Annotated in this window: 19 protein-coding genes and 4 tRNA genes; 14 read left to right on the forward strand and 9 right to left on the reverse strand. The window is 56.9% G+C overall.

The window, feature by feature from the left end; all coding sequences use genetic code 11:
• The first annotated feature begins 1 nt into the window (after position 1).
• Positions 2-1207: an efflux RND transporter periplasmic adaptor subunit gene (locus EQV96_RS09815; protein ID WP_095019325.1), complete on the forward strand. Its 1206-nt coding sequence runs from the start codon at positions 2-4 to the stop codon at positions 1205-1207.
• 63 nt (positions 1208-1270) lie between these two features.
• Complete coding sequence (locus EQV96_RS09820; protein WP_095001714.1) at positions 1271-2800, forward strand: DHA2 family efflux MFS transporter permease subunit; 1530 nt, start codon at positions 1271-1273, stop codon at positions 2798-2800.
• 121 nt (positions 2801-2921) lie between these two features.
• On the opposite strand, the gene lpxH is transcribed toward EQV96_RS09820, so the two are convergent.
• Both lpxH and EQV96_RS09830 read right to left on the reverse strand, forming a co-directional pair.
• Positions 2922-3659, reverse strand: coding sequence for a UDP-2,3-diacylglucosamine diphosphatase (gene lpxH, locus EQV96_RS09825; protein ID WP_240881918.1), 738 nt, complete (start codon positions 3657-3659; stop codon positions 2922-2924).
• The gene (locus EQV96_RS09830; protein WP_095001712.1) at positions 3656-4159 is read right to left on the reverse strand and encodes a peptidylprolyl isomerase; all 504 of its coding nucleotides are present in this window, start codon (positions 4157-4159) and stop codon (positions 3656-3658) included. The genes lpxH and EQV96_RS09830 overlap by 4 nt, the downstream gene beginning before the upstream one ends.
• Before the next feature lie 277 nt (positions 4160-4436).
• On the opposite strand from EQV96_RS09830, the gene EQV96_RS09835 reads away from it, so the two are divergent.
• Positions 4437-6134, forward strand: a complete 1698-nt coding sequence (locus tag EQV96_RS09835) for a glutamine--tRNA ligase/YqeY domain fusion protein (protein WP_095001711.1) — start codon at positions 4437-4439, stop codon at positions 6132-6134.
• Between the two features lie 22 nt (positions 6135-6156).
• On the forward strand, positions 6157-7539 hold the full coding sequence (gene cysS / locus EQV96_RS09840; RefSeq protein WP_095001710.1) for a cysteine--tRNA ligase: 1383 nt from the start codon (positions 6157-6159) through the stop codon (positions 7537-7539).
• 220 nt (positions 7540-7759) lie between these two features.
• Here the strand turns inward: cysS and folD are convergent, their stop codons facing one another.
• Positions 7760-8617, reverse strand: coding sequence for a bifunctional methylenetetrahydrofolate dehydrogenase/methenyltetrahydrofolate cyclohydrolase FolD (gene folD / locus EQV96_RS09845; RefSeq protein WP_088377854.1), 858 nt, complete (start codon positions 8615-8617; stop codon positions 7760-7762).
• 280 nt (positions 8618-8897) lie between these two features.
• Between folD and EQV96_RS09850 the strand changes: the two genes are divergently transcribed.
• The 10 genes from EQV96_RS09850 to EQV96_RS09895 all read left to right on the forward strand — a co-directional run bounded on the left by EQV96_RS09850 (position 8898) and on the right by EQV96_RS09895 (position 18267).
• A tRNA-Arg gene (locus EQV96_RS09850) sits at positions 8898-8974 on the forward strand.
• A gap of 41 nt (positions 8975-9015) precedes the next feature.
• A tRNA-His gene (locus EQV96_RS09855) sits at positions 9016-9091 on the forward strand.
• Between the two features lie 56 nt (positions 9092-9147).
• Positions 9148-9232 (forward strand) — tRNA-Leu (locus EQV96_RS09860).
• Positions 9233-9318: 86 nt separating this feature from the next.
• Positions 9319-9394: transfer RNA gene (locus tag EQV96_RS09865), tRNA-His, on the forward strand.
• Between the two features lie 359 nt (positions 9395-9753).
• Positions 9754-11064 (forward strand): trigger factor, encoded by a 1311-nt coding sequence (gene tig / locus EQV96_RS09870; protein ID WP_029611584.1) that lies wholly within the window; start codon positions 9754-9756, stop codon positions 11062-11064.
• 90 nt (positions 11065-11154) lie between these two features.
• Entirely contained in the window at positions 11155-11796 is a 642-nt protein-coding gene (gene clpP / locus EQV96_RS09875) for an ATP-dependent Clp endopeptidase proteolytic subunit ClpP (RefSeq protein ID WP_095001709.1), read from the forward strand.
• A gap of 106 nt (positions 11797-11902) precedes the next feature.
• Positions 11903-13186, forward strand: a complete 1284-nt coding sequence (gene clpX / locus EQV96_RS09880; protein ID WP_016782313.1) for an ATP-dependent Clp protease ATP-binding subunit ClpX — start codon at positions 11903-11905, stop codon at positions 13184-13186.
• A 162-nt stretch (positions 13187-13348) separates the two neighbouring features.
• Positions 13349-15745 carry an endopeptidase La gene (gene lon / locus EQV96_RS09885; protein WP_095001708.1) on the forward strand — a complete coding sequence of 799 codons (2397 nt, stop codon included), beginning with the start codon at positions 13349-13351 and terminating at the stop codon, positions 15743-15745.
• A gap of 148 nt (positions 15746-15893) precedes the next feature.
• Positions 15894-16166 (forward strand): HU family DNA-binding protein, encoded by a 273-nt coding sequence (locus tag EQV96_RS09890; RefSeq protein ID WP_016782315.1) that lies wholly within the window; start codon positions 15894-15896, stop codon positions 16164-16166.
• Between the two features lie 229 nt (positions 16167-16395).
• Complete coding sequence (locus EQV96_RS09895) at positions 16396-18267, forward strand: SurA N-terminal domain-containing protein (RefSeq protein ID WP_095019322.1); 1872 nt, start codon at positions 16396-16398, stop codon at positions 18265-18267.
• A gap of 240 nt (positions 18268-18507) precedes the next feature.
• On the opposite strand, the gene fabI is transcribed toward EQV96_RS09895, so the two are convergent.
• Genes fabI through EQV96_RS09925 form a run of 6 tightly spaced genes read right to left on the reverse strand, consistent with a single transcriptional unit; the run spans position 18508 to position 26699 of the window.
• Entirely contained in the window at positions 18508-19302 is a 795-nt protein-coding gene (gene fabI / locus EQV96_RS09900; RefSeq protein WP_016782317.1) for an enoyl-ACP reductase FabI, read from the reverse strand.
• 19 nt (positions 19303-19321) lie between these two features.
• The gene (locus EQV96_RS09905) at positions 19322-20932 is read right to left on the reverse strand and encodes an ABC transporter ATP-binding protein (protein WP_095038674.1); all 1611 of its coding nucleotides are present in this window, start codon (positions 20930-20932) and stop codon (positions 19322-19324) included.
• Between the two features lies 1 nt (position 20933).
• Entirely contained in the window at positions 20934-21953 is a 1020-nt protein-coding gene (locus EQV96_RS09910; protein WP_095019320.1) for an ABC transporter permease, read from the reverse strand.
• 1 nt (position 21954) lies between these two features.
• Positions 21955-23028, reverse strand: a complete 1074-nt coding sequence (locus EQV96_RS09915) for a microcin C ABC transporter permease YejB (RefSeq protein ID WP_095019319.1) — start codon at positions 23026-23028, stop codon at positions 21955-21957.
• Positions 23029-24870 carry an extracellular solute-binding protein gene (locus EQV96_RS09920; protein WP_095038675.1) on the reverse strand — a complete coding sequence of 614 codons (1842 nt, stop codon included), beginning with the start codon at positions 24868-24870 and terminating at the stop codon, positions 23029-23031. It lies immediately after the preceding gene.
• Positions 24867-26699 carry an extracellular solute-binding protein gene (locus tag EQV96_RS09925; protein ID WP_095022902.1) on the reverse strand — a complete coding sequence of 611 codons (1833 nt, stop codon included), beginning with the start codon at positions 26697-26699 and terminating at the stop codon, positions 24867-24869. Before EQV96_RS09925 ends, EQV96_RS09920 begins: the two co-directional genes overlap by 4 nt.
• Positions 26700-26725: the final 26 nt, after the last annotated feature.

Genomic DNA, 26725 nt, shown 5'->3' on the forward strand with positions numbered 1-26725 from the left:
CATGGCCACTGTGCAAACACCGAATGAAACGCAACAACCCCAGGACGCTGCCAGCCAGCGCAAACGCAAGCTCTGGCTGAGCGGCCTGGCAATTTTGGTCATCCTGCTCGGGCTGGGTGTCTGGGCCTGGGAAGAGCTCTATGGTCGCTGGAATGAAAGCACCGACGATGCCTATGTAAATGGCAACGTGGTTGAAATCACCCCGTTGGTCACCGGTACGGTGGTGAGTATCGGCGCCGATGATGGCGATCTGGTGCATGAAGGGCAGGTGCTGATTGATTTCGATCCGAGCGATGCCCAGGTCGGCCTGCAGAGCGCTGAAGCCAATCTGGCCCGTACCGTGCGCCAGGTACGCGGCCTGTTCAGTGATGTGAAGGGCATGAAAGCCCAGGTGGCTGCGCAGAAAGTTGAAGTGCAGAAAAACCAGGACAACTACAGCCGCCGTAAAAGCCTGGCAGCAGGCGGGGCGATCTCTCAGGAAGAGTTGTCCCATGCCCGGGATGATCTGTCTTCGGCGCAAAGCGCCTTGCGCAATGCCGAGCAAAAACTCGACACCACCCTGGCGCTGGTCGATAACACCACGGTGGCCAACCACCCGGATGTGAAGGCTGCAGCGGCGCAACTGCGCCAGGCGTACCTGGCCAATGCCCGTTCCACCCTGATTGCGCCGGTCACCGGTTATGTGGCCAAGCGCACCGTGCAGCTGGGCCAGCGGGTTCAGCCGGGCACGGCGTTGATGGCGGTCATTCCGCTTAACCAGCTGTGGATCGATGCCAACTTCAAGGAAACCCAGTTGCACAAGATGCGTATCGGGCAGGCGGTGGATATTGAGTCTGATATCTACGGCAGCGGCGTGAAATACAGCGGCACCATCGACAGTATCGGTGCCGGTACCGGCAGTGCATTTGCTCTGTTGCCCGCGCAAAATGCCACGGGCAACTGGATCAAGATTGTCCAGCGTGTGCCGGTGCGTATTCATATCAATGCCGATGAGCTGGCCGAGCACCCGTTGCGGGTCGGCTTGTCGACGACTGTGGATGTCAACCTGCGTGACCAAAGTGGTCCGGTACTGGCTCAGCAACCGCCGCAAAAAGCTTCGTTCTCCACCACGGTGTATGCGCAGCAATTGGTCGATGCCGAAGCCCTGATTACGCGTTTGATTGACAGCAACAGCGCTGGCACTGGCGACATGGCCGCCCAACGCTGATTCGCCAATCCATGAGCCCCGCCGCAAGGGTGGGGCTGCATCCCCGGTTTTAAAGGATTTGCGATGAGTACAAACGCGTCATTTTCCCCTCCCAGCCTGGTAATGGCCACGATCGGCCTGTCGCTGGCGACCTTTATGCAGGTGCTGGACACCACCATCGCCAACGTCGCCTTGCCCACCATCTCCGGTAATCTTGGAGTGAGTTCGGAGCAGGGTACCTGGGTCATTACGTCATTTGCGGTCAGTAACGCGATTGCCTTGCCGTTAACCGGCTGGCTCAGCCGGCGTTTTGGTGAGGTTAAGTTATTTCTGTGGGCCACGATGCTGTTCGTTCTGGCCTCGTTTTTGTGCGGTATTTCCACCTCGATGCCAGAGCTGGTCGGGTTTCGCGTGCTCCAGGGGCTGGTGGCAGGGCCGCTTTATCCCATGACCCAGACTTTGCTGATTGCGGTGTATCCCCCGGCAAAACGGGGGATGGCATTGGCATTGCTGGCAATGGTCACGGTGGTTGCACCGATTGCCGGGCCTATTTTGGGCGGCTGGATCACCGACAGTTACAGTTGGCCGTGGATCTTCTTTATCAATATCCCGATCGGTATTTTTGCCGTGATGGTGGTTCGTCAGCAACTCAAGGCGCGCCCGGTGGTGATTACCCGTCAACCGATGGATTACGTGGGGCTAATCACCTTGATCATCGGTGTGGGTGCGTTGCAGATCGTGCTCGACAAGGGCAATGATCTGGACTGGTTCGAGTCCAGTTTCATTCTCTCGGGCACGGCGTTATCGGTAGTGGCACTGGCGGCCTTTATCATTTGGGAAATGACAGACAAGCATCCGATCGTCAACTTGCGCCTGTTTGCTCACCGTAACTTCCGGATTGGCACCATTGTGCTGGTGTTGGGTTATGCCGGGTTCTTTGGTATCAACCTGATTTTGCCGCAATGGCTGCAGACGCAGATGGGCTATACCGCTACCTGGGCCGGTCTGGCGGTGGCACCGATCGGGATCTTGCCGGTTTTGATGTCGCCCTTTGTGGGCAAGTACGCGAATAAATTCGACTTGCGCCTGTTGGCCGGGCTGGCCTTTTTGGCTATTGGCCTGAGCTGCTTTATGCGTGCCGAGTTCACCAATGAGGTGGATTTCCAGCATATCGCGATGGTGCAGCTGTTCATGGGGATTGGCGTGGCCCTGTTCTTTATGCCGACCTTGACCATTTTGATGTCGGATTTGCCGCCGCATCAGATTGCTGATGGCGCGGGGCTAGCGACCTTCCTGCGCACACTGGGCGGCAGCTTTGCGGCGTCCTTGACCACCTGGATCTGGATTCGCCGGGCGGATCAGCATCATGCCTACTTGAGCGAAAGCATCAGCGCCTATGACCCTGTGACCCGGCATACGCTCGAAAGCCTGGGGGGCGCCAGCACGCCCGCCTATGCACAGATGGACAAGATTCTGACCAGTCAGGCCTATATGTTCTCCACCGTGGATTACTTCACCATGATGGGTTGGCTGTTTATGGGCTTGATTCTGCTGGTGTGGCTGGCGAAACCACCGTTTATAGCCAAGGCGGGGCCGGCGACCAGCGGGCATTAGAGGTAGAGGGGCTGGAGCCCTGCAAGTCCCTTGTGGGAGCGAGCCTGCTCGCGAAAGTCGGCATGCGGTTTATCTGTGATGTTGTGCAGAAACCTTCGCGAGCAGGCTCGCTCCCACGAGTTTACTGTGCGCCAGGCGGAGCAAAATCAAACGGCGCGAGCTGCATGCCTTGCTCATCCACTTGCAGTACCCAGCCCTGGCGGTCCCAGTCACCCAGCACAATGCGCCGGGCGGTCTGTTCGCCGATCTGCAGTTTGTGTATCGCCGGGCGGTGGGTGTGGCCGTGAATCAGGGTGTGCACACCAAAGTGCGCCATGATCCGGGGTACTTCCTCGGGGGTCACGTCAACGATGTCGTTGGCTTTCATGCGGGTCTGGGCGCGGCTTTCGCTGCGCAGCTTGCGCGCCAGTTTATGCCGCGTGCTCAGCGGCAGGTGGCGCAGGACCCACAAAGTGACGGGGTTGCGCAGGATGCGTCGCAGGCGCATATAGGCTTCGTCGCGCGTGCACAGGCTGTCGCCGTGCATCAACAAAACCGGTTCGCCATAGAAGTCGACCACGCTGGGGTCTTTGATCAGGGTGCAGCCAGCCGCTTTACAAAAGGCCTGGCCAAGTAAAAAGTCGCGGTTGCCGTGCATCAGAAAGATCTGCGTGCCGGTCTCGCTCAGGGTGCGCAGCGCTGCACAGATCGAGCGCTGATAGGGGGTCATGGCATCGTCGCCAATCCAGGCTTCGAAAAAGTCGCCCAGGATGTAGAGCGCCTGAGCCGAGCGCGCACGCCCGGTCAGGAAATCCAGAAACGCCCGGGTAATGTCCGGGCGCTCCTCTTCCAGATGCAAATCTGAAATCAGCAGTATCACTCAATGATCTCTGCTTTCTCGACGATCACGTCATCTTTAGGCACGTCCTGGTGGCCGGCTTTGGACGTGGTGGCAACGCCTTTGATCTTGTCTACTACGTCCTGGCCTGCAACGACTTTACCGAATACGGCGTAGCCCCAGCCCTGAGCGGTTTTGCCGCTGTGGTTGAGGAAGCTGTTGTCAGCCACGTTGATGAAGAACTGGGCGGAAGCCGAATGCGGTTCCATGGTGCGAGCCATGGCCACGGTGTACTTCTCGTTCGGCAGGCCGTTGTCGGCTTCGTTCTGGATGCTTGGACGCTTGTCTTTCTTTTCTTTCATGCCTGGCTCAAAACCGCCGCCCTGGATCATGAAGTTGCCGATTACACGGTGGAAAACGGTGTTTTCGTAGTGGCCGGCTTTTACGTATTCGATGAAGTTGGCTACGGTGATCGGTGCTTTTTCAGCGTTCAGTTCGATCACGATGTCGCCGTGGTTGGTGCTCAGTTTTACTTGGGTCATGGTCGTATCGCTCTATCAGGGAATTCGTCGGGCCGGGGAGCGGGGTGAACACACCTCAATCTCCCGGGCTGGCTGGGTAGATACAGCCGCGGGCGGAGTTTAGCGTGCTCGCACGGCATTTCGATGGTGTTTTTCCCATATGGGGACTAAAAGCCGGCATTTCAATCGCTTTGATTGAGCACCTGCTCTGTCAGTGACTTGGCGGCATCGGCTATGATAGGCGCTTTGATTTAGTCGGCCGACCCAGGCCGCGCACCCTGTTACGTTCAAGGATCCTATGAGCAAGCCCACTGTCGACCCCACTCTGAATCCAAAGGCTGGCCCTGCTGTCCCGGCTAACTTCCTGCGTCCAATCGTTCAGGCGGACCTAGACTCGGGTAAATACACACAGATCGTGACCCGCTTTCCGCCGGAGCCAAACGGCTATCTGCACATCGGTCATGCCAAATCCATTTGTGTGAACTTTGGGCTGGCTCAAGAGTTTGGCGGCGTGACGCATTTGCGTTTTGACGACACCAACCCGGCAAAAGAAGACCAGGAATACATCGACGCCATCGAAAGCGACGTCAAGTGGCTGGGCTTCGAGTGGGCCGGTGAAGTGCGTTACGCGTCGCAATACTTCGATCAACTGCACGAGTGGGCGATTTACCTGATCAAAGAAGGCAAGGCCTACGTCTGCGACCTGACGCCCGAGCAAGCCAAGGAATACCGCGGCAGCCTGACCGAGCCCGGCAAGAACAGCCCGTTCCGCGACCGTAGCGTTGAAGAGAACCTGGATCTGTTCGCCCGCATGACCGCCGGTGAGTTTGAAGACGGCAAGCGTGTGCTGCGCGCCAAGATCGACATGACCTCGCCGAACATGAACCTGCGCGACCCGATCATGTACCGCATCCGTCATGCCCATCACCACCAGACCGGTGACAAGTGGTGCATCTACCCCAACTATGACTTCACCCACGGTCAGTCGGATGCCATTGAAGGCATCACCCATTCGATCTGCACCCTGGAGTTCGAAAGCCATCGTCCGCTGTACGAATGGTTCCTGGACAGCCTGCCAGTACCGGCGCGCCCGCGTCAGTACGAGTTCAGCCGTCTGAACCTCAACTACACCATCACCAGCAAGCGCAAGCTCAAGCAGCTGGTCGATGAAAAGCACGTCAACGGCTGGGATGACCCGCGCATGTCGACGCTGTCGGGTTTCCGCCGTCGCGGTTACACGCCTAAATCGATTCGTAATTTCTGTGACATGGTCGGCACCAACCGTTCTGACGGTGTTGTTGACTTCGGCATGCTGGAATTCAGCATTCGTGACGATCTGGACCACAGCGCGCCGCGCGCCATGTGCGTGCTGCGTCCATTGAAAGTGATCATCACCAACTACCCGGAAGGTCAGGTCGAAAACCTCGAGCTGCCTTGCCACCCTAAGGAAGACATGGGTGTGCGGGTGTTGCCGTTTGCCCGTGAAATCTACATCGACCGTGAAGACTTCATGGAAGAGCCGCCAAAAGGCTACAAGCGTCTTGAGCCTGCGGGCGAAGTGCGTTTGCGCGGCAGCTATGTGATCCGTGCCGACGAAGCGATCAAGGATGCCGATGGCAACATCGTTGAACTGCATTGCTCGTACGATCCGCTGACCCTGGGTAAAAACCCTGAAGGTCGCAAGGTCAAGGGTGTTGTGCATTGGGTGCCGGCGGCTGCCAGCGTCGAATGCGAAGTGCGTTTGTATGATCGTCTGTTCCGCTCGCCGAACCCTGAAAAGGCCGAAGACGGCGCGGGCTTCCTGGAAAACATCAACCCTGACTCGCTGCAGGTACTGACCGGTTGTCGTGCTGAACCCTCGCTGGGCAATGCACAGCCGGAAGACCGTTTCCAGTTCGAGCGCGAAGGCTACTTCTGCGCAGATATCAAGGACTCGAAACCCGGTCACCCGGTATTCAACCGTACCGTGACCCTGCGTGATTCGTGGGGCCAGTGATCAAGTTTTGAAGGAACAAGCCGTGCTTACGATCTACAACACGCTCACCAAGAGCAAAGAAGTTTTCAAGCCGCTGGACGGCAACAATGTGCGCATGTACGTGTGCGGCATGACCGTGTACGACTACTGCCACATCGGCCATGGTCGCAGCATGATTGCCTTCGATCTGGTGACCCGCTGGTTGCGTTTCAGCGGCTACAACCTGACCTACGTGCGCAACATTACGGACATTGAAGACAAGATCATCAATCGTGCGCGTGAAAACGGCGAGCCTTTCGAGGTGCTGACCGAGCGCATGATCGCGGCCATGCATGAAGATGAAGCGCGGCTCAATATCCTCAAGCCGGATATGGAGCCTCGTGCCACGGATCATATCCCTGGCATGCACGCGATGATCCAGACCCTGATCGACAAGGGTTACGCCTATGCCCCGGGCAATGGTGACGTGTACTACCGCGTTGCCAAGTTCATGGGCTACGGCAAGCTGTCGCGCAAAAAGATCGAAGATCTGCGCATCGGCGCGCGCATCGAGGTCGACGAGGCCAAGGACGATCCGCTGGACTTCGTGTTGTGGAAAGGCGTCAAGCCGGGCGAGCCGAGCTGGGAGTCGCCGTGGGGCCCGGGTCGTCCGGGCTGGCACATTGAATGCTCGGTGATGTCTACCTGCTGCCTGGGTGAGACCTTCGATATTCATGGCGGCGGCAGCGACCTGGAGTTTCCGCACCATGAGAACGAAATCGCCCAAAGCGAGGCGGCTACGGGTAAAACCTACGCCAACGCCTGGATGCACTGCGGGATGATTCGCATCAATGGCGAGAAGATGTCCAAGTCCTTGAACAACTTCTTCACCATTCGCGACGTTCTGGCGAAGTATCACCCGGAGGTTGTGCGTTATCTGTTGGTGTCGAGCCACTACCGTAGTTCGATCAACTATTCGGAAGACAATCTCAAGGATGCCAAGGCAGCCCTTGATCGCTTCTATAACGCACTGAAAGGGTTGCCCAAGGTTGCTCCGGCCGGTGGTGAAGCCTTTGTTGAGCGCTTTACCCAGGTCATGAACGACGACTTCGGTACGCCGGAAGCCTGTGCGGTGCTGTTCGAGATGGTTCGCGAGATCAACCGGTTGCGCGAAACCGATCTGCAGGCGGCTGCCGGTCTGGCGGCACGTCTCAAGCAATTGGCCGATGTGCTGGGTGTGTTGCAGCTTGAAGCGGATGACTTTCTGCAGGCCGGTGCTGAAGGCAAGATCGATGCCGCTCAGGTGCAGGCCTTGATCGATGCGCGTCTGGCTGCCCGCGCTGCCAAGGACTGGGCGGAGTCTGACCGTATCCGTGATCAGCTCGCGGCAATGGGTGTGGTGCTGGAAGACAGTAAAGGCGGGACAACCTGGCGCTTGGCTGACTAGATTGCCCGTTGTGTGAACAAAAGCCCGTACGGGGCGTGATGCTGATGATTTTGTGGGAGCGAGCCTGCTCGCGAAGGTCTCGGGTGGGCTTTCGCGAGCAGGCTCGCTCCCACAATTGAGGTCATGGCATTGCGCCAAGTGCGGGCTTTTGTTTGCCCGGATTTTAGCGGCGCCAATAAAAACGGCACCCGAAGGTGCCGTTTTTTTGCAGCGCTTTGCACTAGTTGCCGTGCAATTCTTCGGCTGCGTACAAGGTGTTTTCCAGCAGGCAGGCACGAGTCATCGGGCCTACGCCGCCCGGTACCGGGGTGATCCAGCCCGCGCGGGGCAGGGCGGTCTCGTACACCACGTCGCCCACCAGCTTGCCATCAGCCTGGCGGTTGATGCCCACGTCGATGACGATGGCGCCTTCCTTGATCCATTCGCCTTTGACCAGGCCAGGCTTGCCGGCAGCTACCACCACCAGGTCGGCGCGGCCAACGTGGCCGGCCAGGTCCTTGGTGAAACGGTGGGTTACGGTCACGGTGCAGCCAGCCAGCAGCAATTCCATGGCCATCGGGCGTCCAACGATATTGGAGGCGCCGACAATGACCGCGTCCATTCCGTACAGGTCCTGGCCGGTGCTTTCCAGCAGGGCCATGATGCCTTTGGGGGTGCATGGGCGCAGCAGCGGGATGCGTTGGGCCAGACGACCGACGTTATAGGGGTGGAAACCGTCGACATCTTTGTCCGGACGGATACGCTCCAGCAGTTTGGAGGCATCCAGATGGGCAGGCAGAGGCAGTTGCAGCAGGATGCCGTCGATGTTCGCGTCGTCATTGAGACGGTCGATCAGGTCGGTGAGGTCCTGTTGGGTCGTGTCGGAGGGCAGGTCATAGGCTTGGGAAATAAAGCCTACCTCTTCGCAGTCTTTACGCTTGTGCGAAACATAAACCTGGGAAGCAGGATCGCTGCCGACCAGAATCACTGCCAGACCAGGGGTGCGCAGGCCTTGCTCGTGGCGCTCGGCGACACGTTTGGCAATCTGCTGGCGCAGGCTGGCGGCGATCGCTTTGCCGTCGATTAGTTGTGCAGTCATTACGCGTGATTAACCATCGTAAAGGGTGGAAAAAGGACGTGCATTCTCGCATGCCGCGGCGCGAGGGCAAAGGCGCCTGGTCTGTTTATTGCCCTAACTCCTTTATATTTCTAAACTTTTTTTAAAAAACAGTTGACGACTTACGGGCTCACCTATAACATTCGTCGCACTTGTCGGGCACAGCCTAGCACTGGTTAAGAAGGTAGAGCGAAGTTGTTGTCCAGCTTGGTGATACTGAAAGCACTTGGTTTGTAGTCGTCAAAGAATACAGGCTAACAATGCGCCCGTAGCTCAGCTGGATAGAGCATCCGCCTTCTAAGCGGATGGTCGCAGGTTCGAGTCCTGCCGGGTGCGCCATTAGGCAGCTTTGGCACAAGTAAAGCAGTACAGGCAATATGGTGGGCGTAGCTCAGTTGGTAGAGCACGGGATTGTGACTCCCGTTGTCGAGGGTTCGATCCCCTTCGTCCACCCCATATTTAGAAAGCCGCCAGATTAAAAGTCTGGCGTCTTTGCTTCAAGAGTTTGAAATGCGGATGTGGTGGAATTGGTAGACACACTGGATTTAGGTTCCAGCGCCGAAAGGTGTGAGAGTTCGAGTCTCTCCGTCCGCACCAAATTTTGATAGAGCCGCTTGTAGCGGCTTTTTCTTTGGTTGTAACTGTCGGCTTCCAGGAGCAGGCAGCGTTGTAAGCGCACTATGGTGGGCGTAGCTCAGTTGGTAGAGCACGGGATTGTGACTCCCGTTGTCGAGGGTTCGATCCCCTTCGTCCACCCCATATTAAAAGAAAACGCCAGACTAACCCTCTGGCGTTTTTTTGTATCTGCGGTTTGAGAATCGCATATAGGGGTGTCGTTCGGCGCCTTGTTTCCCGCATGCTTAGCGTCCTCTGTGATTTGTGTGACAATGCGCGCAGATCGGGGTAGCTCCAAAGGCTGCCCGTTATCGCCAATTGATCAGTGCAGTCTTCTATCTATATAGAAGGCGAGGCGGATGGCTGCTTTTACTTAATTTCTGTCGGCCGTTTCTTAGGGTGTTTGCGGTAGGGTGACTTCTTGAGTTTGACCCACTAGAATGCTTGCCCTTGATTATGGGGTCGGAAACGGCCGGCTAATGTCTGTGCAACGAGGAATATCCATGCAAGTTTCTGTTGAAAATACTTCCGCTCTTGAGCGTCGCATGACCATTGGCGTGCCAGCTGAGCGTATTGAGGCTGAAGTCAACAAGCGTCTGCAACAGACTGCCCAAAAGGCCAAGATCCCGGGCTTCCGTCCAGGCAAGGTGCCAATGAGCGTAATCCGTCAGCGTTACGAAGCTGATGCGCGCCAGGAAGCGCTGGGCAATGTAGTCCAGTCTTCGTTCTACGAAGCTGTGGTTGAGCAGAAGCTGAACCCGGCTGGTGCTCCTTCGATCGAGCCTAAGGTTTTCGAAAAAGGCAAAGATCTGGAATACGTTGCTACTTTCGAAGTATTCCCTGAATTCGAAGTGACCGGTCTGGACACCATCGCTATCGAGCGCCTGAGCGCCGAAGTGGCTGATGCCGACCTGGACAAGATGCTGGACGTGCTGCGCAAGCAGAACACCCGCTTTGAAGTGACTGACCGTGCTGCCCAGAACGATGATCAGCTGAACATCGATTTCGTTGGCAAGGTAGACGGCGAAGTGTTCGCTGGCGGCTCCGCCACCGGTACTCAGCTGGTGCTGGGTTCGGGCCGCATGATTCCTGGCTTTGAAGAAGGCCTGGTAGGCGCCAAAGCCGGTGAAGAGCGCGTTCTGAAACTGACTTTCCCTGCTGACTACCAGAATCTGGACCTGGCTGGCAAAGAAGCCGAGTTCACCGTAACCGTGAACACTGTTTCCGAGCCTAAGCTGCCAGAGCTGAACGAAGAGTTCTTCGCCCAGTTCGGTATCAAGGAAACCGGTCTGGAAGGCTTCCGCGCCGAAGTTCGCAAGAACATGGAGCGTGAACTGCGTCAGGCCATCAAGTCCAAGGTCAAGAACCAGGTAATGGACGGCCTGCTGGCTGCCAACCCGATCGAAGTGCCGAAGTCGCTGCTGGCCAACGAAGTTGACCGTCTGCGCGTGCAGGCTGTTCAGCAGTTCGGTGGTAACATCAAGCCTGATCAACTGCCGGCAGAGCTGTTCGAAGAGCAAGCCAACCGCCGTGTAGTGCTGGGTCTGATCGTGGCTGAAGTGGTCAAGCAGTTCGACCTCAAGCCTGACGAAGATCGCGTTCGCGAAATGATTCAGGAAATGGCTTCCGCTTACCAGGAGCCAGAGCAGGTTGTAGCCTGGTACTACAAAAACGACGCGCAATTGAACGAGGTTCGTTCGGTTGTGCTGGAAGAGCAAGTTGTGGATACTGTTCTGCAGAAGGCCAAGGTGACCGATAAAGCGGTCTCTTACGAAGAAGCTGTCAAGCCGGTGGAAGCTCCACAAGCCGACTGATTTCTGACTCGTTAGAAAACACAACCATAAGCCAGCCTCGAGCTGGCTTATGCGTATCCAGACAAGACTATTTGGGAGTGACTGCCGGACATGTCCCGCAATTCTTATATTCAGCAGAACTCTGATATCCACGCCGCTGGCGGCCTGGTCCCGATGGTTGTCGAGCAGTCCGCCCGTGGCGAACGCGCTTACGACATCTACTCGCGCCTCCTGAAGGAGCGAATCATCTTCCTGGTCGGCCCCGTAGAAGACTACATGGCCAACCTGGTGGCTGCGCAGCTGCTGTTCCTTGAAGCCGAGAACCCGGACAAGGACATCCACCTGTACATCAACTCGCCGGGCGGTTCGGTGACTGCAGGCATGTCGATCTACGACACCATGCAATTCATCAAGCCTGACGTGTCGACCATCTGCATCGGCCAGGCCTGCAGCATGGGTGCCTTCCTGTTGGCCGGTGGCGCACCGGGCAAGCGTCACTGCCTGCCGAACTCGCGCATGATGATTCACCAGCCACTGGGCGGTTTCCAGGGCCAGGCGTCGGATATCGACATTCATGCCAAGGAAATCCTCAACATCCGTCACCGTTTGAACTCGCTGCTGGCTCACCACACGGGCCAGACTCTCGAAACCATCGAGCGCGACACCGAGCGTGACAACTTCATGAGCGCCGAGCGTGCAGCCGAATACGGTTTGATCGACTCTGTGTTCAGCAAGCGTCAAATGCCCGCTTAAGCAGCTCAAATGTGGGTGGTTGGGTTAACCGACCACCTGCGGGCTTGAAAAAGCCCGCAGTTGCCTTCATCTTGTGTTGCAAGCCTATCGGATTTGGATCGATCGAATGACTGACACCCGCAACGGCGAGGACAACGGCAAATTGCTCTATTGCTCCTTCTGTGGCAAAAGCCAGCATGAAGTGCGCAAATTGATTGCCGGCCCCTCGGTCTTTATCTGCGACGAATGCGTTGACCTGTGCAATGACATCATCCGTGAGGAGGTGCAGGAAGCCCAGGCCGAGAGCAGCGCGCATAAATTACCATCGCCAAAAGAAATCAGCGGCATCCTTGATCAATACGTCATTGGTCAGGAACGTGCCAAAAAGGTTTTGGCTGTAGCGGTGTACAACCACTACAAGCGCCTCAACCAGCGTGACAAGAAAAACGACGACGTCGAACTCGGCAAGAGCAACATCCTGCTGATCGGCCCTACCGGTTCGGGTAAGACCCTGCTGGCAGAAACCCTTGCACGCCTGTTGAATGTACCTTTCACCATCGCTGACGCAACCACGCTGACTGAAGCCGGTTACGTAGGCGAAGATGTTGAAAACATCATTCAGAAGCTGCTGCAGAAATGCGATTACGACGTAGAAAAAGCCCAGATGGGCATTGTCTACATCGATGAAATCGACAAGATTTCGCGCAAGTCTGACAACCCTTCGATTACCCGTGATGTTTCCGGTGAAGGTGTGCAGCAGGCATTGCTCAAGCTGATCGAAGGTACCGTGGCTTCCGTACCGCCTCAAGGCGGCCGCAAGCACCCGCAGCAGGAGTTCTTGCAGGTTGATACCCGCAACATCCTGTTTATCTGCGGTGGTGCGTTCTCGGGCCTTGAGAAGGTTGTACAGGCGCGCTCGACTCGCGGCGGCATCGGCTTCAGTGCCGAAGTGCGCAGCAAGGAAGAGGGCAAGAAGGTTGGCGAATCCCTGCGTGAAGTCGAGCCTGACGATCTGGTCAAGTTTGGCCTGATCCCGGAATTCGTGGGTCGTCTGCCTGTGCTGGCAACCCTGGACGAGCTGGACGAGGCTGCCTTGATGCAGATCCTCACCGAACCGAAGAACGCCTTGACCAAGCAGTACGGCAAGCTGTTCGAGATGGAAGGTGTAGATCTTGAGTTCCGTGCCGACGCCTTGAAGGCCGTGGCCAAGCGTGCTCTGGAGCGCAAAACGGGCGCTCGTGGCCTGCGTTCGATTCTTGAAGGCGTGCTGCTCGACACAATGTATGAAATCCCCTCGCAATCCGAGGTGAGTAAAGTTGTGATCGACGAAAGCGTTATAGAAGGCAAGTCCAAGCCGTTGTTGATCTATGAAAACAACGAAGCGACTGCCAAGGTTGCACCTGACGCGTAAATGTAATGCTGGCATTCCACATTGCGTGTTAAAGAAGGGGCCTTCGGGCCCCTTTGTTTTTCCTGTCGTTCAACGCTTGTTTTTTTTCAAGACTGCCCCCATCTTGGCTTCAAGCTTACATCCATCTGATTACGGCCTTATGGCCGCCGTAGAGGCGAAATCATGAAGACAACCATCGAATTGCCTCTCCTGCCGTTGCGTGATGTTGTTGTGTATCCGCACATGGTGATCCCACTGTTCGTGGGACGCGAGAAGTCGATCGAGGCCCTTGAGGCTGCGATGACGGGCGACAAGCAAATTTTGCTGTTGGCTCAAAAGAATCCGGCTGACGACGATCCGGGCGAAGACGCCCTGTATCGCGTTGGTACCATTGCAACTGTTCTGCAACTGCTCAAGCTCCCGGACGGCACGGTCAAAGTGCTGGTTGAGGGTGAGCAGCGCGGTGCGGTTGAGCATTTTGGTCAGGCAGATGGTTATCTGAGTGCCGAAGTCTCCCTGATTGACGAAGTGGCTGCCCCGGATCGCGAATCCGAGGTCTTTGTGCGCAGCCTGCTTTCGCAGTTTGAGCAATACGTGCAACTGGGCAAAAAAGTCCCGGCCGAGGTTCTGTCATCGCTTAACAGCATTGACGAGCCAAGCCGTCTGGTCGATACCATGGCTGCCCATATGGCACTCAAGATCGAGCAGAAGCAGGAAATCCTCGAAATCATCGATCTGCAGGCCCGTGTCGAGCACGTTCTGGCCCTGCTGGATGCCGAGATCGACTTGCTGCAAGTCGAAAAGCGCATCCGTGGTCGCGTCAAAAAGCAAATGGAGCGCAGCCAGCGCGAGTACTACCTGAATGAGCAGATGAAGGCCATTCAGAAAGAGCTGGGTGATGGTGACGAAGGTCACAATGAAATCGAAGAGCTGAAAAAACGCATCGATGCTGCCGGTTTGCCGAAAGATGCAATGGCCAAGGCCCAGGCGGAGCTGAACAAGCTCAAGCAAATGTCGCCAATGTCCGCAGAAGCCACCGTGGTGCGCTCCTACATCGACTGGCTGGTGCAGGTGCCGTGGAAGGCTCAGAGCAAGGTGCGCCTGGATCTCAAGCGTGCTGAAGACATTCTGGACGCAGATCACTACGGTCTGGACGAAGTCAAAGAGCGGATTCTCGAATATCTTGCCGTGCAAAAGCGTGTGAAGAAAATTCGTGGTCCGGTTCTGTGCCTGGTCGGTCCTCCGGGTGTAGGCAAAACCTCGCTTGCTGAGTCCATTGCCCACGCAACAAACCGTAAATTCGTGCGTATGGCCTTGGGTGGCGTGCGTGACGAAGCGGAAATTCGTGGCCATCGCCGTACGTACATCGGTTCGATGCCAGGAAGATTGATTCAAAAGATGACCAAGGTTGGTGTGCGCAACCCGCTGTTCCTGCTTGATGAAATCGACAAGATGGGCAGTGACATGCGCGGCGATCCGGCGTCTGCACTGCTTGAAGTGCTCGATCCCGAGCAGAACCACAATTTCAACGACCATTACCTCGAGGTTGATTACGACCTCTCCGATGTGATGTTCCTGTGTACGTCCAACTCGATGAACATCCCGCCAGCCTTGCTGGACCGGATGGAAGTCATTCGTCTGCCTGGCTACACCGAAGACGAAAAAATCAACATTGCTGTCAAATACCTGGCCCCGAAACAAATTGAAGCCAATGGCTTGAAGAAGGGCGAGCTGGCATTTGATAACGAAGCCATCCGCGACATGATCCGCTACTACACCCGGGAAGCCGGTGTGCGGGGCCTTGAGCGCCAGATTGCGAAGATCTGCCGCAAGGCGGTCAAAGAGCATGCGCTGGAAAAACGCTTTGCGGTCACCGTCACGCCGGAGCTACTTGAGCACTTTTTGGGCGTAAGAAAATTCAGCTACGGTTTGGCTGAAGTTCAGGACCAGATCGGTCAAGTGACCGGCCTGGCCTGGACCCAGGTGGGTGGCGAGTTGTTGACCATCGAAGCGGCCGTTGTTCCTGGCAAAGGCCAGCTGATCAAGACCGGTTCGCTGGGCGACGTGATGGTAGAGTCCATCACCGCTGCATTGACGGTGGTGCGCAGCCGCGCCAAGAGCCTGGGTATCCCGTTGGATTTCCACGAAAAACGCGATATTCACATTCACATGCCCGAAGGCGCTACGCCTAAAGATGGCCCTAGTGCTGGTGTGGGAATGTGTACTGCCCTGGTCTCTGCATTGACCCTGATTCCGGTACGCGCCGATGTTGCCATGACCGGTGAAATTACCCTTCGTGGTCAGGTGTTGGCGATTGGTGGCCTGAAGGAAAAATTACTTGCTGCTCATCGTGGTGGCATCAAAACTGTAATTATTCCTGAAGAGAACGTTCGTGACCTGAAGGAAATTCCTGACAACATCAAACAGGATCTTCAGATTAAACCGGTTAAATGGATTGACGAAGTCCTGCAAATTGCGCTGCAATACGCCCCGGAGCCCTTGCCGGATGTGGCTCCCGAGATTGTTGCCAAGGACGACAAACGAGAATCTGACTCTAAGGAAAGAATTAGCACGCATTAATACGGATTCGCCTGACGGGCTTTCTTGACGCTTTTTAGAGCCCTTGTTATAAAGCGGCTCTATAAGTGTCCGTAAGTGCTTCAGCAGTCGTTTTGCTTTTACCAAAAAACTTTAGAAACATACTCAGACAGATATAAGGGGACTTAGAGTGAACAAGTCGGAACTGATTGATGCTATCGCTGCATCTGCTGATATCCCGAAAGCTGCAGCTGGCCGTGCGCTGGACGCAGTAATCGAATCCGTCACTGGCGCTCTTAAGGCTGGCGACTCTGTGGTACTGGTTGGTTTTGGTACTTTCTCTGTAACCGATCGTCCTGCCCGTATTGGTCGTAACCCACAGACCGGTAAAACGCTGGAAATTCCTGCTGCCAAAAAGCCAGGCTTCAAAGCCGGTAAAGCACTGAAAGAAGCGGTTAACTAAGTTTCTGTAACACCTTTTACCCAACCGGGTCAGGCGCACGCCAGGCTTGGCAGCGGAGCGGTAGTGCAGTCGGTGGCAACATCGATGTGTCACGCCGGGGGTCGCGGGTTCGAGCCCGGTCCGCTCCGCCAGTTACGAGAAGGCGCATCCTCGGATGCGCCTTTCTTCTATCCGGACTCTACCCACGCTCCACGGTTGCTCATTATGCAAGACCGTTTCTGGGGGAAGCATGCTGCAAAATATCAGGGACAATTCACAAGGCTGGATTGCCAAGACCATCATCGGTGTCATCGTCGCGTTAATGGCGTTGACCGGTTTCGATGCCATTTTTCAAGCCACCTCTACCAGCCAGGATGCTGCCAAGGTTAACGGTGAAGAAATCACCCAGGTTGAACTGAGCCAGGCCGTCGATATGCAACGCCGGCAGCTGCTGCAGCAGTTGGGCAAGGATTTCGACTCGTCGTTGCTGGATGAAAAAATGCTGCGTGAAGCGGCCCTCAAAGGGTTGATCGATCGCAAGCTGTTGCTGCAAGGCGCCAAAGACGCGAAGTTTTCGTTTTCTGAAGCCGCTTTGGACCAAGTCATTCTGTTGACTCCTGAATTTCAGGAAGACGGCAAATTCAGCCCTGAGCGTTTCGACCAGGTGATCCGTCAACTGGGTTACGGTCGCTTGCAGTTCCGTAACATGCTGGGCGAAGAAATGCTGATTGGTCAGCTGCGTGCCGGTCTGGCGGGCAGTGGTTTCGTGACCGACGAACAGGTGAATGCGTTCGCCCGTCTTGAGAAACAAACTCGTGATTTCGCTTCGCTGAACATCAAGGCCGACCCGGCTGCGGTGAAACTGAGCGATGACGAAATCAAGGCTTACTACGACGAGCACGCCAAGGAATTCATGACCCCTGATCAGGTCGTGATCGACTATATCGAGTTGAAGAAATCTTCTTTCTTTGACCAGGTAGCCGTGAAGGATGATGAGCTTCAAGCGTTGTATCAAAAGGAAATCGCCAACCTGGCCGAACAGCGCCGCGCTGCGCATATCCTGATCGAAGTGAACGACAAGGTCAGCGACGAGCAGGCCAAAGCCAAGATCGCCGAGATTCAGCAGCGTCTGGCCAAAGGTGAAAGCTTCGAAGCTCTGGCCAAGGAGTTCTCCCAGGATCCGGGTTCGGCTGCCAATGGCGGTGACCTGGGCTTCGCAGGCCCTGGTGTTTACGATCCTGTGTTCGAAACGGCTGTTTACGGGTTGAAGCAGGACCAGGTTTCGGAGCCGGTACGCACCAGCTTCGGTTATCACCTGATCAAGCTGCTGGGTGTTGAAGCACCTGAAGTGCCGAGCTTTGCCAGCCTGAAAGACAAGCTGACCCATGACCTGAAAACCCAGCAGGTTGAACGCCTGTTTGTCGATGCAACCAAGCAATTGGAAGACTCGGCATTTGAAGCGTCCGATCTGGCTCAGCCAGCTCAAGAGCTTAAGCTGACTGTGCATACCTCTGCGCCATTTGGTCGCGAGGGGGGCGAGGGTGTCACCGCCAATCGCGCTGTGATTCAGGCCGCATTCAGCACCGAAGTGATGGATGAGGGCGCGAACAGTACAGCCCTGGAGCTGGACCCTGAGACCGTAGTGGTGTTGCGCGTCAAGGAGCACCGCAAGCCTGAGCAGTTGCCGCTGGAGGCTGTTGCCTCGAGCATTCGTGCGCAACTGGTCAAGGAGCACGCCAGTGCTGCGGCCAAAACCCGTGCCGAAGAAATCATCAAGGAGCTGCGCGATGGCAAACTGCCGTTGAACCAGCCGGTTGATGGTCAGGCGTGGAAGGTCCAGGAAGCGGTTGCCCGTGGTCAGGAAGGTATTGATCCTGCCGTGCTGCAAGCGGTATTCCGCATGCCGAAACCTGCAGCCAAGGACAAGCCGACATTCAGCAGTGTCACCCTGGCAGATGGCACTGTGGTTGTATTGCGTTTGAACGGCGTCAACGATGCAGTAGCGCCGACTGAAGAAGAGAAAGCGTCGTATCGCCGCTTCCTCGCTTCGCGTGTTGGCCAGCAAGACTTTGCTGCCTACCGCAAGCAGTTGGAAAACGAAGCCAAGGTTGAGCGCTACTAAGTTCAGCCTGCTTCGCTAAAAATGGCCGCTCATTGAGCGGCCATTTTTTTGCGCTGGTTTTTTTGTGGGAGCGGGCTTGCTCGCGATGGCATCCATGCGCTCTGTCTGACGTATCGCGTCGTTTGTATCGCGGGCAAGCCCGCTCCCACAGATCATCTCCCAGAGATTGTCGCGAGGCAAAAAAACGCCCGATGCAATCTCTGCATCGGGCGTTTTTGAGTAGCGCTTGTAACGAAGGGTTTACTCTTCGAGGCTGCCCATGGCGGTAGTGTTGAAGCCACCGTCTACGTACATGATTTCGCCGCTGATGCCCGATGCCAGATCGGAGCACAGGAAGGCGCCGGCATTGCCGACTTCGTCGATGGTCACGTTGCGACGCAGTGGCGTCTGCGCTTCGTTGGCCGCCAGCATTTTGCGGAAGTTCTTGATGCCCGACGCTGCCAGGGTACGGATCGGGCCTGCCGATACGCAGTTAACGCGAGTACCCTCAGGGCCTAGGCTGCCTGCCAGGTAACGTACACCGGCTTCCAGGCTGGCCTTGGCCATGCCCATCACGTTGTAGTTAGGCATGGTGCGCTCGGCGCCCAGGTAGGACAGGGTCAGCAGGCTGCCGTTGCGGCCTTTCATCATCGGGCGGCCGGCCTTGGCCAGGGCCACGAAGCTGTAGGCGCTGATGTCGTGAGCGATGCGGAAGCCTTCACGGGTGGTGGCGTCGGTGAAATCGCCATCCAACTGGTCGCCAGGAGCGAAACCTACGGAGTGAACGATGCAGTCCAGACCGTCCCACTTCTTGCTCAGGTCTTCGAAGACCTTGGCGATTTCTTCATCGCTGGCAACGTCGCAAGGGAAGCACAGCTCAGGGTTCGAACCCCAGCCTGCGGCGAATTCTTCAACACGACCTTTCAGCTTTTCGTTCTGATAAGTGAAAGCCAGCTCGGCGCCTTCACGGTGCATGGCGGCAGCAATGCCAGAAGCGATGGACAATTTGCTAGCGACACCAACGATCAGTACGCGCTTACCGGTGAGAAAACCCATGTGTTGTTCCTCTATCAGGTTAATCGACAGCCACTGGTGCCAAAAAGGCGGCTTCCAGCAGCTGTTGTGTATATGGATGTTGCGGTGAGGCAAAGATACTTTGCGCATCACCCTGTTCGACCACTTGGCCATGCTTGACCACCATCAACTGGTGGCTCAGCGCTTTGACGACAGCCAGGTCATGGCTGATAAACAAATACGTCAGGTTGTGCCTGGCTTGCAGTGAGCGCAGCAGTTCAACAACCTGGCGTTGTACTGTGCGGTCCAGCGCAGAGGTTGGCTCGTCCAGCAATATCAACTCCGGCTTTAACACCAGTGCGCGGGCAATGGCGATTCTTTGCCGTTGTCCGCCTGAAAACTCGTGAGGGTAACGGTGCCGGGTTTCCGGATCCAGACCTACTTCTCGCAAGGCTTCAATAATTGCACTTTCCTGTTCCGCTTCGGTGCCCATACGGTGAATGCGCAACCCTTCACCGACAATCTCGCTGACGCTCATGCGCGGGCTGAGACTGCCAAACGGGTCCTGGAATACCACCTGCATTTCCCGTCGCAATGGCCTGACTTCTTTCTGTGACAGACAGTCTAGCCGTTTGCCTTCAAAGCTGATCAGGCCCTTGCTGGCAATCAGACGCAAAATCGCCAGGCCCAGCGTTGATTTGCCCGATCCGCTTTCACCCACAATTCCCAGGGTCTGCCCCTGGGGCAAGCTGAAATTGATACCGTCCACCGCTTTCACGTAATCGACGGTCTTGCGCAGCAGGCCTTTCTTGATCGGGAACCATACCCTCAGGTCCTCGACTTGCAGCAATGGCGGACCGGCAATGGTGCTGGCCGGGCCTCCGCTGGGCTCTGCGCTGAGCAGTTCCCGGGTGTAAGGATGCTGCGGCGAACGGAACAGCTGCTCGCACGATGCTTGTTCGACGATTAAACCGCGCTGCATGACACATACGCGATGCGCAATTCTTCGTACAAGGTTCAAATCGTGACTGATCAGTAACAACGACATGCCCAGGCGGGCTTGCAGATCCTTGAGCAAGTCGAGGATTTTAAGCTGAACGGTCACGTCCAGGGCGGTGGTAGGTTCGTCGGCAATCAGCAGTTCGGGTTCATTGGCCAGGGCCATGGCGATCATCACGCGCTGTCTCTGACCCCCTGAGAGCTCGTGTGGCAGCGCCTTGAGGCGTTTGTGAGGCTCGGGTATGCCTACCAGCTCCAGAAGCTCCAGGGTGCGCAGGGTAGCGGCCTTGCCGGTGATCCCCTTGTGAATGCCGAGCACCTCATTGATTTGTTTTTCAATGCTGTGCAGCGGGTTCAGGGAGGTCATGGGCTCCTGAAAAATCATCGCAATGCGGTTGCCGCGAATGTTGCGCAGCTTTTTCTCGTCCACGCTGAGCAAATCCTGGCCGCCGTAGGCGATGCTGCCGCTGGGGTGGCGTGCAAGGGGGTAGGGCAGCAACCTGAGGATCGAGTGCGCGGTCACCGATTTGCCCGAACCGCTTTCGCCCACCAGGGCCAGGGTTTCGCCGCGCCTGATATCAAAACTGACGCCTTGCACCACCCGCTGCGGTGTGTCACCCGCTACAAACTCGACGCTGAGGTCGCGCACTTCGATCAGATTGTCCTGCGTCATCTTATTTCCTCGGGTCGAAGGCATCGCGAGCGGACTCACCGATAAACACCAGCAGGCTGAGCATGATGGCCAGCACTGCGAATGCACTGATGCCCAGCCAGGGCGCTTGCAGGTTGGACTTGCCCTGGGCCACCAGTTCGCCCAGCGACGGCGCGCCCGGGGGCAGGCCGAAGCCCAGGAAGTCCAGGGCAGTGAGGGTGCCGATGGCGCCAGTGAGGATAAACGGCATAAAGGTCATGGTGGAGACCATGGCGTTGGGCAGGATGTGGCGGTACATGATGGCCATGTCCTGCATGCCCAGGGCGCGGGCGGCGCGCACATACTCCAGATTGCGCCCACGCAGGAATTCGGCGCGCACGACGTCCACCAGGCTCATCCACGAGAACAGCAGCATGATGCCCAGCAGCCACCAGAAATTGGGCTGCACAAAACTGGCGAGAATGATCAGCAGGTACAACACGGGCAAGCCTGACCAGATTTCCAGAAAGCGCTGACCGGCCAGGTCGACCCAGCCACCATAAAAGCCCTGCAAGGCCCCGGCGATCACGCCGATGATGGAGCTCAGTACCGTCAGGGTCAGGGCGAACAGCACCGATATGCGAAAGCCATAAATCACTCGGGCCAGCACGTCGCGGCCCTGGTCGTCGGTGCCCAGCCAGTTCTCGGCGGAGGGCGGTGCAGGGGCAGGGACTTTCAGGTCGTAGTTGATGCTTTGATAGCTGTAGGGGATGGGTGGCCACACAACCCAGGCATCTTTCTTGGCCAGCAGTTCACGGATATACGGGCTTTTGTAGTTGGCTTCGAGGGGGAATTCGCCGCCGAAGTCGGTCTCTGGATAGCGCTTGAGCGCCGGGAAATACCACTCCCCGTCGTAATTGATCACCAGCGGTTTGTCGTTGGCAATGAACTCGGCGTTCAGGCTGAGCCCGAACAGCACCAGGAAGATCCACAGCGACCACCAGCCACGCTTGTTGGCTTTGAAACGGGCAAAACGGCGTCGATTGAGGGGGGATAGCTTCATCTCAATGCTCCCTGCTTTCAAAGTCGATACGCGGATCGACCAGGGTGTATGAGAGGTCACCGATCAGCTTCACCACCAGCCCGACCAGCGTAAAGATAAACAGGGTGCCGAATACAACCGGGTAGTCGCGATTGATCGCGGCCTCGAAACTCATCAGGCCCAGGCCATCGAGGGAGAAAATCACTTCGACCAGCAGTGAGCCGGTAAAGAAAATTCCGATAAAGGCCGACGGGAAACCGGCAATAACCAGCAGCATGGCATTGCGGAACACATGGCCATAGAGCACCCGGTGGTTGGTCAGGCCCTTGGCTTTGGCAGTGACGACATACTGTTTGTTGATCTCGTCGAGAAAGCTGTTTTTGGTCAGCAGGGTCATGGTGGCGAAGTTGCCGATAACCAGTGCCGTAACGGGCAATGCCAGATGCCAGAAGTAATCGAGAATCTTGCCGCCCAGGCTCAGTTCGTCAAAGTTGTTGGACGTCAGGCCGCGCAGGGGGAACCAGTCCAGGTAACTGCCCCCGGCAAACAGCACGATCAGCAGGATGGCAAACAGAAAGGCCGGGATGGCGTAGCCGATGATGATCAGTGAACTGGTCCAGACATCAAAGTGGCTGCCGTGGCGCGTGGCCTTGGCGATCCCCAGGGGGATCGACACCAGGTACATGATCAGGGTGCTCCACAACCCCAGCGAGATGGAGACCGGCATTTTCTCCTTGATCAGGTCGATGACCTTGGCGTCGCGGAAGAAGCTTTCGCCGAAGTCCAGTCGGGCGTAGTTTTTAATCATGATCCACAGGCGTTCCGGCGCCGACTTGTCGAAACCGTACATCTTTTCGATTTCCTTGATCAGTTCCGGATCCAGCCCTTGGGCGCCACGGTAGTTGGAGCCAGCCACCGATACTTCCGAACCACCACCGGCGATGCGGCTGGTGGCGCCGTCAAAGCCTTCGAGCTTGGCGATCATCTGTTCAACCGGGCCGCCGGGGGCCGCCTGGATAATGATGAAGTTAATCAACAGAATCCCGAACAGTGTCGGAATGATCAGCAGCAGTCGCCTGAAAATATAAGCCAGCATTTAAGGCTCCTGGCTTGCGCTTGAAGGTTTGGTAGAGGGCGCAGGTTTTGCGTCAGGTTTAGCCCACCAGGTGTTGGTGCCGATATCGTATTTGGGCGTAATTTCGGGATGGCCGATATGGTTCGAGTAGGCCACGCGCCAGGTTTTGATATGCCAGTTGGGGATCACGTAGAAGCCCCACTGCAACACACGGTCCAGCGCCCTGGCATGGTTGATCAGGCTTTGCCGTGACTCGGCGTTGATCAGGCCTTCGGTCAACTGGTCGATGGCCGGGTCCTTCAGGCCGATAAAATTTCGGCTGCCGGGTTTGTCGATACTTTGTGATTCCCAGTACTCGCGCTGCTCGCTGCCGGGTGAGCTGGACTGCGGGAAGCTGCCGACAATCATGTCGTAATCCCTTGAGCGCAGGCGGTTGAGGTATTGGGAGGTGTCGACCCGGCGAATCTGCAAATCGATGCCCAGGTCGCTGAGGTTGCGCTTGAACGGCAGAAGGATGCGCTCGAATTCGGTTTGTGCCAGCAAGAATTCGATCTTCACCGGCTTGCCCTGGGCGTCGACCATCTTGTCATCGACGATGCGCCAGCCGGCGTCTTGCAGCAGTTGGTAGGCGCGGCGCTGTTGCTCGCGAATCATGCCGCTGGCGTCGGTGACGCTGGGTTTGAACACCTGGCTGAACGCCTGCTCGGGAATCTGGCCGCGCAAGGGCTCCAGAATGGCCAGTTCAGCTTCGGTCGGCGGCGCCTTGGCGGCCATTTCCGAGTTTTCGAAGTAGCTGCCAGTGCGCGCATAGGCACCGTTGAAGAGTTGCTTGTTGGCCCATTCAAAGTCGAACAGCAGGCTTAGTGCCTCGCGTACACGCACATCCTGGAACATTGGCCTGCGCAGGTTGAAGACAAATCCCTGCATGCCTGTTGGATTGTGGTTGCGGATTTCTTCTTTTTTCAGGCGGCCCTGAGTAAATGCCGGAGAGTTGTAGGCTCCGGCCCAGTTTTTGGCGCTGATCTCCAGCCAGTAATCAAACTGACCGGCCTTGAGGGCTTCGAAGGCAACGCTGTTGTCGCGAAAGTAATCGACCGTGATGGCATCAAAATTGTACAGGCCCTTGTTGATGGGCAGGTCCTTGCCCCAGTAGTCCTTGTTGCGCTCGTAGCGGATCGAGCGCCCGGGCTTGATCTCGGCGATGGTGTAGGGGCCGCTGCCGGGCGGGATTTCCAGGTTGCCCTTGTTGAAGTCGCGGGTTTCCCACCAGTGCTTGGGCAGAACCGGGAGCTGGCCAAGGATTAGCGGCAGTTCGCGGTTTTTGTTGTGCTTGAAGGTGAATTTCACTTGCAGTGGGTTTTCCGCGATGGCCTGGTCGACATCGCTGTAATAACCCTTGTACAGCGGCGAGCCACTTTTCATCAGGGTATCGAAGCTGAATACGACATCTTCGGCGCGAATCGGATGGCCATCGCTGAACTTCGCTTCCGGGCGCAGGTAAAACCGCACCCAGCTGTTATCCGGGGCTTTCTCGATTTTCCCGGCAATCAGGCCGTAGGACGTAAAAGGCTCGTCGAGGGTTTGCCGGGCCAGGGTATCGAAGGTCAGATCAATGTCGTCGGCTGGCACGCCTTTATTGATAAACGGGTTGAGGCTGTCAAAGCTGCCCAGCGCAGACTTGCGAAAGGTACCGCCCTTGGGGGCTTGCGGGTTGACGTAGTCGACATGCTTGAAGTCGGCAGGATATTTCGGCGGCTCGTCATAGAGGGTCAAGGCATGCTGGGGAGCGGCCATGGCCGTGCAGGCAAAACCGGCAAACAACAAGCTGGCAAGGGGCTTTAGCCATGTACGCAAAGGCATCATTGTTTTTTCTCCGTAGGCTTAAGCCACCACGCGCTGAGGCCCAGGGTGTAGGGCGGCGTAGTCACAAAGGCGAACCGGTTGCGGTACGCCAGGCGGTGATAGTTCAGATACCAGTTGGGAATGATGTAGTGCTGCCAAAGCAACACGCGGTCCAGGGCCTGGCCGGCAGACAATTGCTCGTCGCGGGTCCGTGCGGCCAGCAGGCGCTCGAGCAGTTGGTCCACCACCGGGCTGGCTACCCCTGCATAGTTTTTGCTGCCCTTGACGTTGGCCTGGCTGGAGTGGAAGTACTGCCACTGTTCAAGGCCGGGGCTCAGGGTCTGGTCAAGGGTCATCAGGATCATGTCAAAGTCGAACTGGTCCAGGCGCTGCTTGTATTGCGCGCGATCCACGGTGCGCAGCCGGGCATCGACGCCAATGCTGGCCAGGTTCTCCACATAGGGTTGCAGGATGCGCTCAAGGTTCGGGTTTACCAGTAATATTTCGAAACGCAGGGGTTTGCCTTCACTATTGACCAGGCGCTGGCCCGACAGTTTCCAGCCGCTTTCATCCAGCAGTGCCAGTGCCTGGCGCAGAGTTGCGCGGGGGATGCCGCGGCCGTCGGTTTGCGGCAAGGTAAAGGCCTGGTTGAACAGTTCGGGCGGTAGTTGGCTGCGCCAGGGTGACAGCATCAGCCACTCATGCCCCTGGGGAATGCCGCTGGCCGAGAATTCGCTGTTGGGGTAATGGCTCACGGCGCGCTGGTAGGCGCCGTTGAACAGGGTGCGGTTGGTCCATTCAAAATCAAACATAAGGCCCAGGGCCTCACGGGTTTTGTTTTGCGCAAAGGTGGCGCGGCGACTGTTCATAAACAGCCCCTGGGTTTGTGTCGGGATCTGGTGGGTAATTTCGGCCTTGATCACATCGCCGCGGCGTACCGCCGGGAAGTTATAGCCATTGGCCCAGTTCTTGGCCTGGTGCTCGATGTAGATGTCGAACTCGCGGGCCTTGAACGCCTCGAAGGCGACATCGCTGTCGCGGTAGAACTCCACTTCAACCCGGTCGAAGTTGTATTTGCCGCGGTTGACCGGCAGGTTGGCGCCCCACCAGTTCTTGACGCGCTCAAAGACCAGTTGGCGCCCGGGGGTAACCCGGGTAATGCGATAGGGGCCGCTACCCAGCGGTGGCTCGAAGGTGGTGGCTTTGAAGTCGCGCTTTACCCAGTAATGCTGGGGCAACACGGGCAGTTCGCCCAGGCGCAAAATCAGCAACGGGTTGCCTGAGCGCTTGAAGACAAAACGAATTCGTTTGGGGCCCAGGATATCGACCCGCTGGACTTCCTGAAGATTGGTGCGGTACTGCGGATGACCTTCTTTTAGTAACAGGTCGTAGGAGAAGGCAACATCGTAGGCAGTGATCGGCGTCCCATCATGAAAGCGGGCTTCGGGTCGCAGGTTAAAGACGACCCAGCTGCGGTCCTCGTTGTACTCCACTGATTGAGCGATCAAACCATAGCTGGATGTTGGCTCATCGCCGGAGGGGGCATATTGGCCCGTACCGGCCATCAGGGTTTCATTGAGTTCATTGACCCCGTACTGCAGGAAGTTGGGAGTCGAAACCGGGCTGGTGCCTTTGAAGGTGTAGGGGTTGAGCGTGTCGAACGTGCCGAACGCCATGACCTTCAAGGTGCCGCCCTTGGGGGCGTCAGGGTTTACCCAGTCGAAATGGGTAAAGGTGGCGGGGTACTTGAGTGTGCCGAACTGCGCATAACCGTGGCTTTCGCTCAGGTTTGCGCTGGCGGTGAAGCTCAAGGCCAGGCAGATAAATAGCGTAAGGAGGGGACGCGTCAAGTCAGAGATCCGATCCAGGCATTGGG

It is taken from the genome of Pseudomonas sp. TMW22080 (genome assembly GCF_022496745.1).
GTDB classification, from domain to species: Bacteria; Pseudomonadota; Gammaproteobacteria; order Pseudomonadales; family Pseudomonadaceae; genus Aquipseudomonas; species Aquipseudomonas bubulae.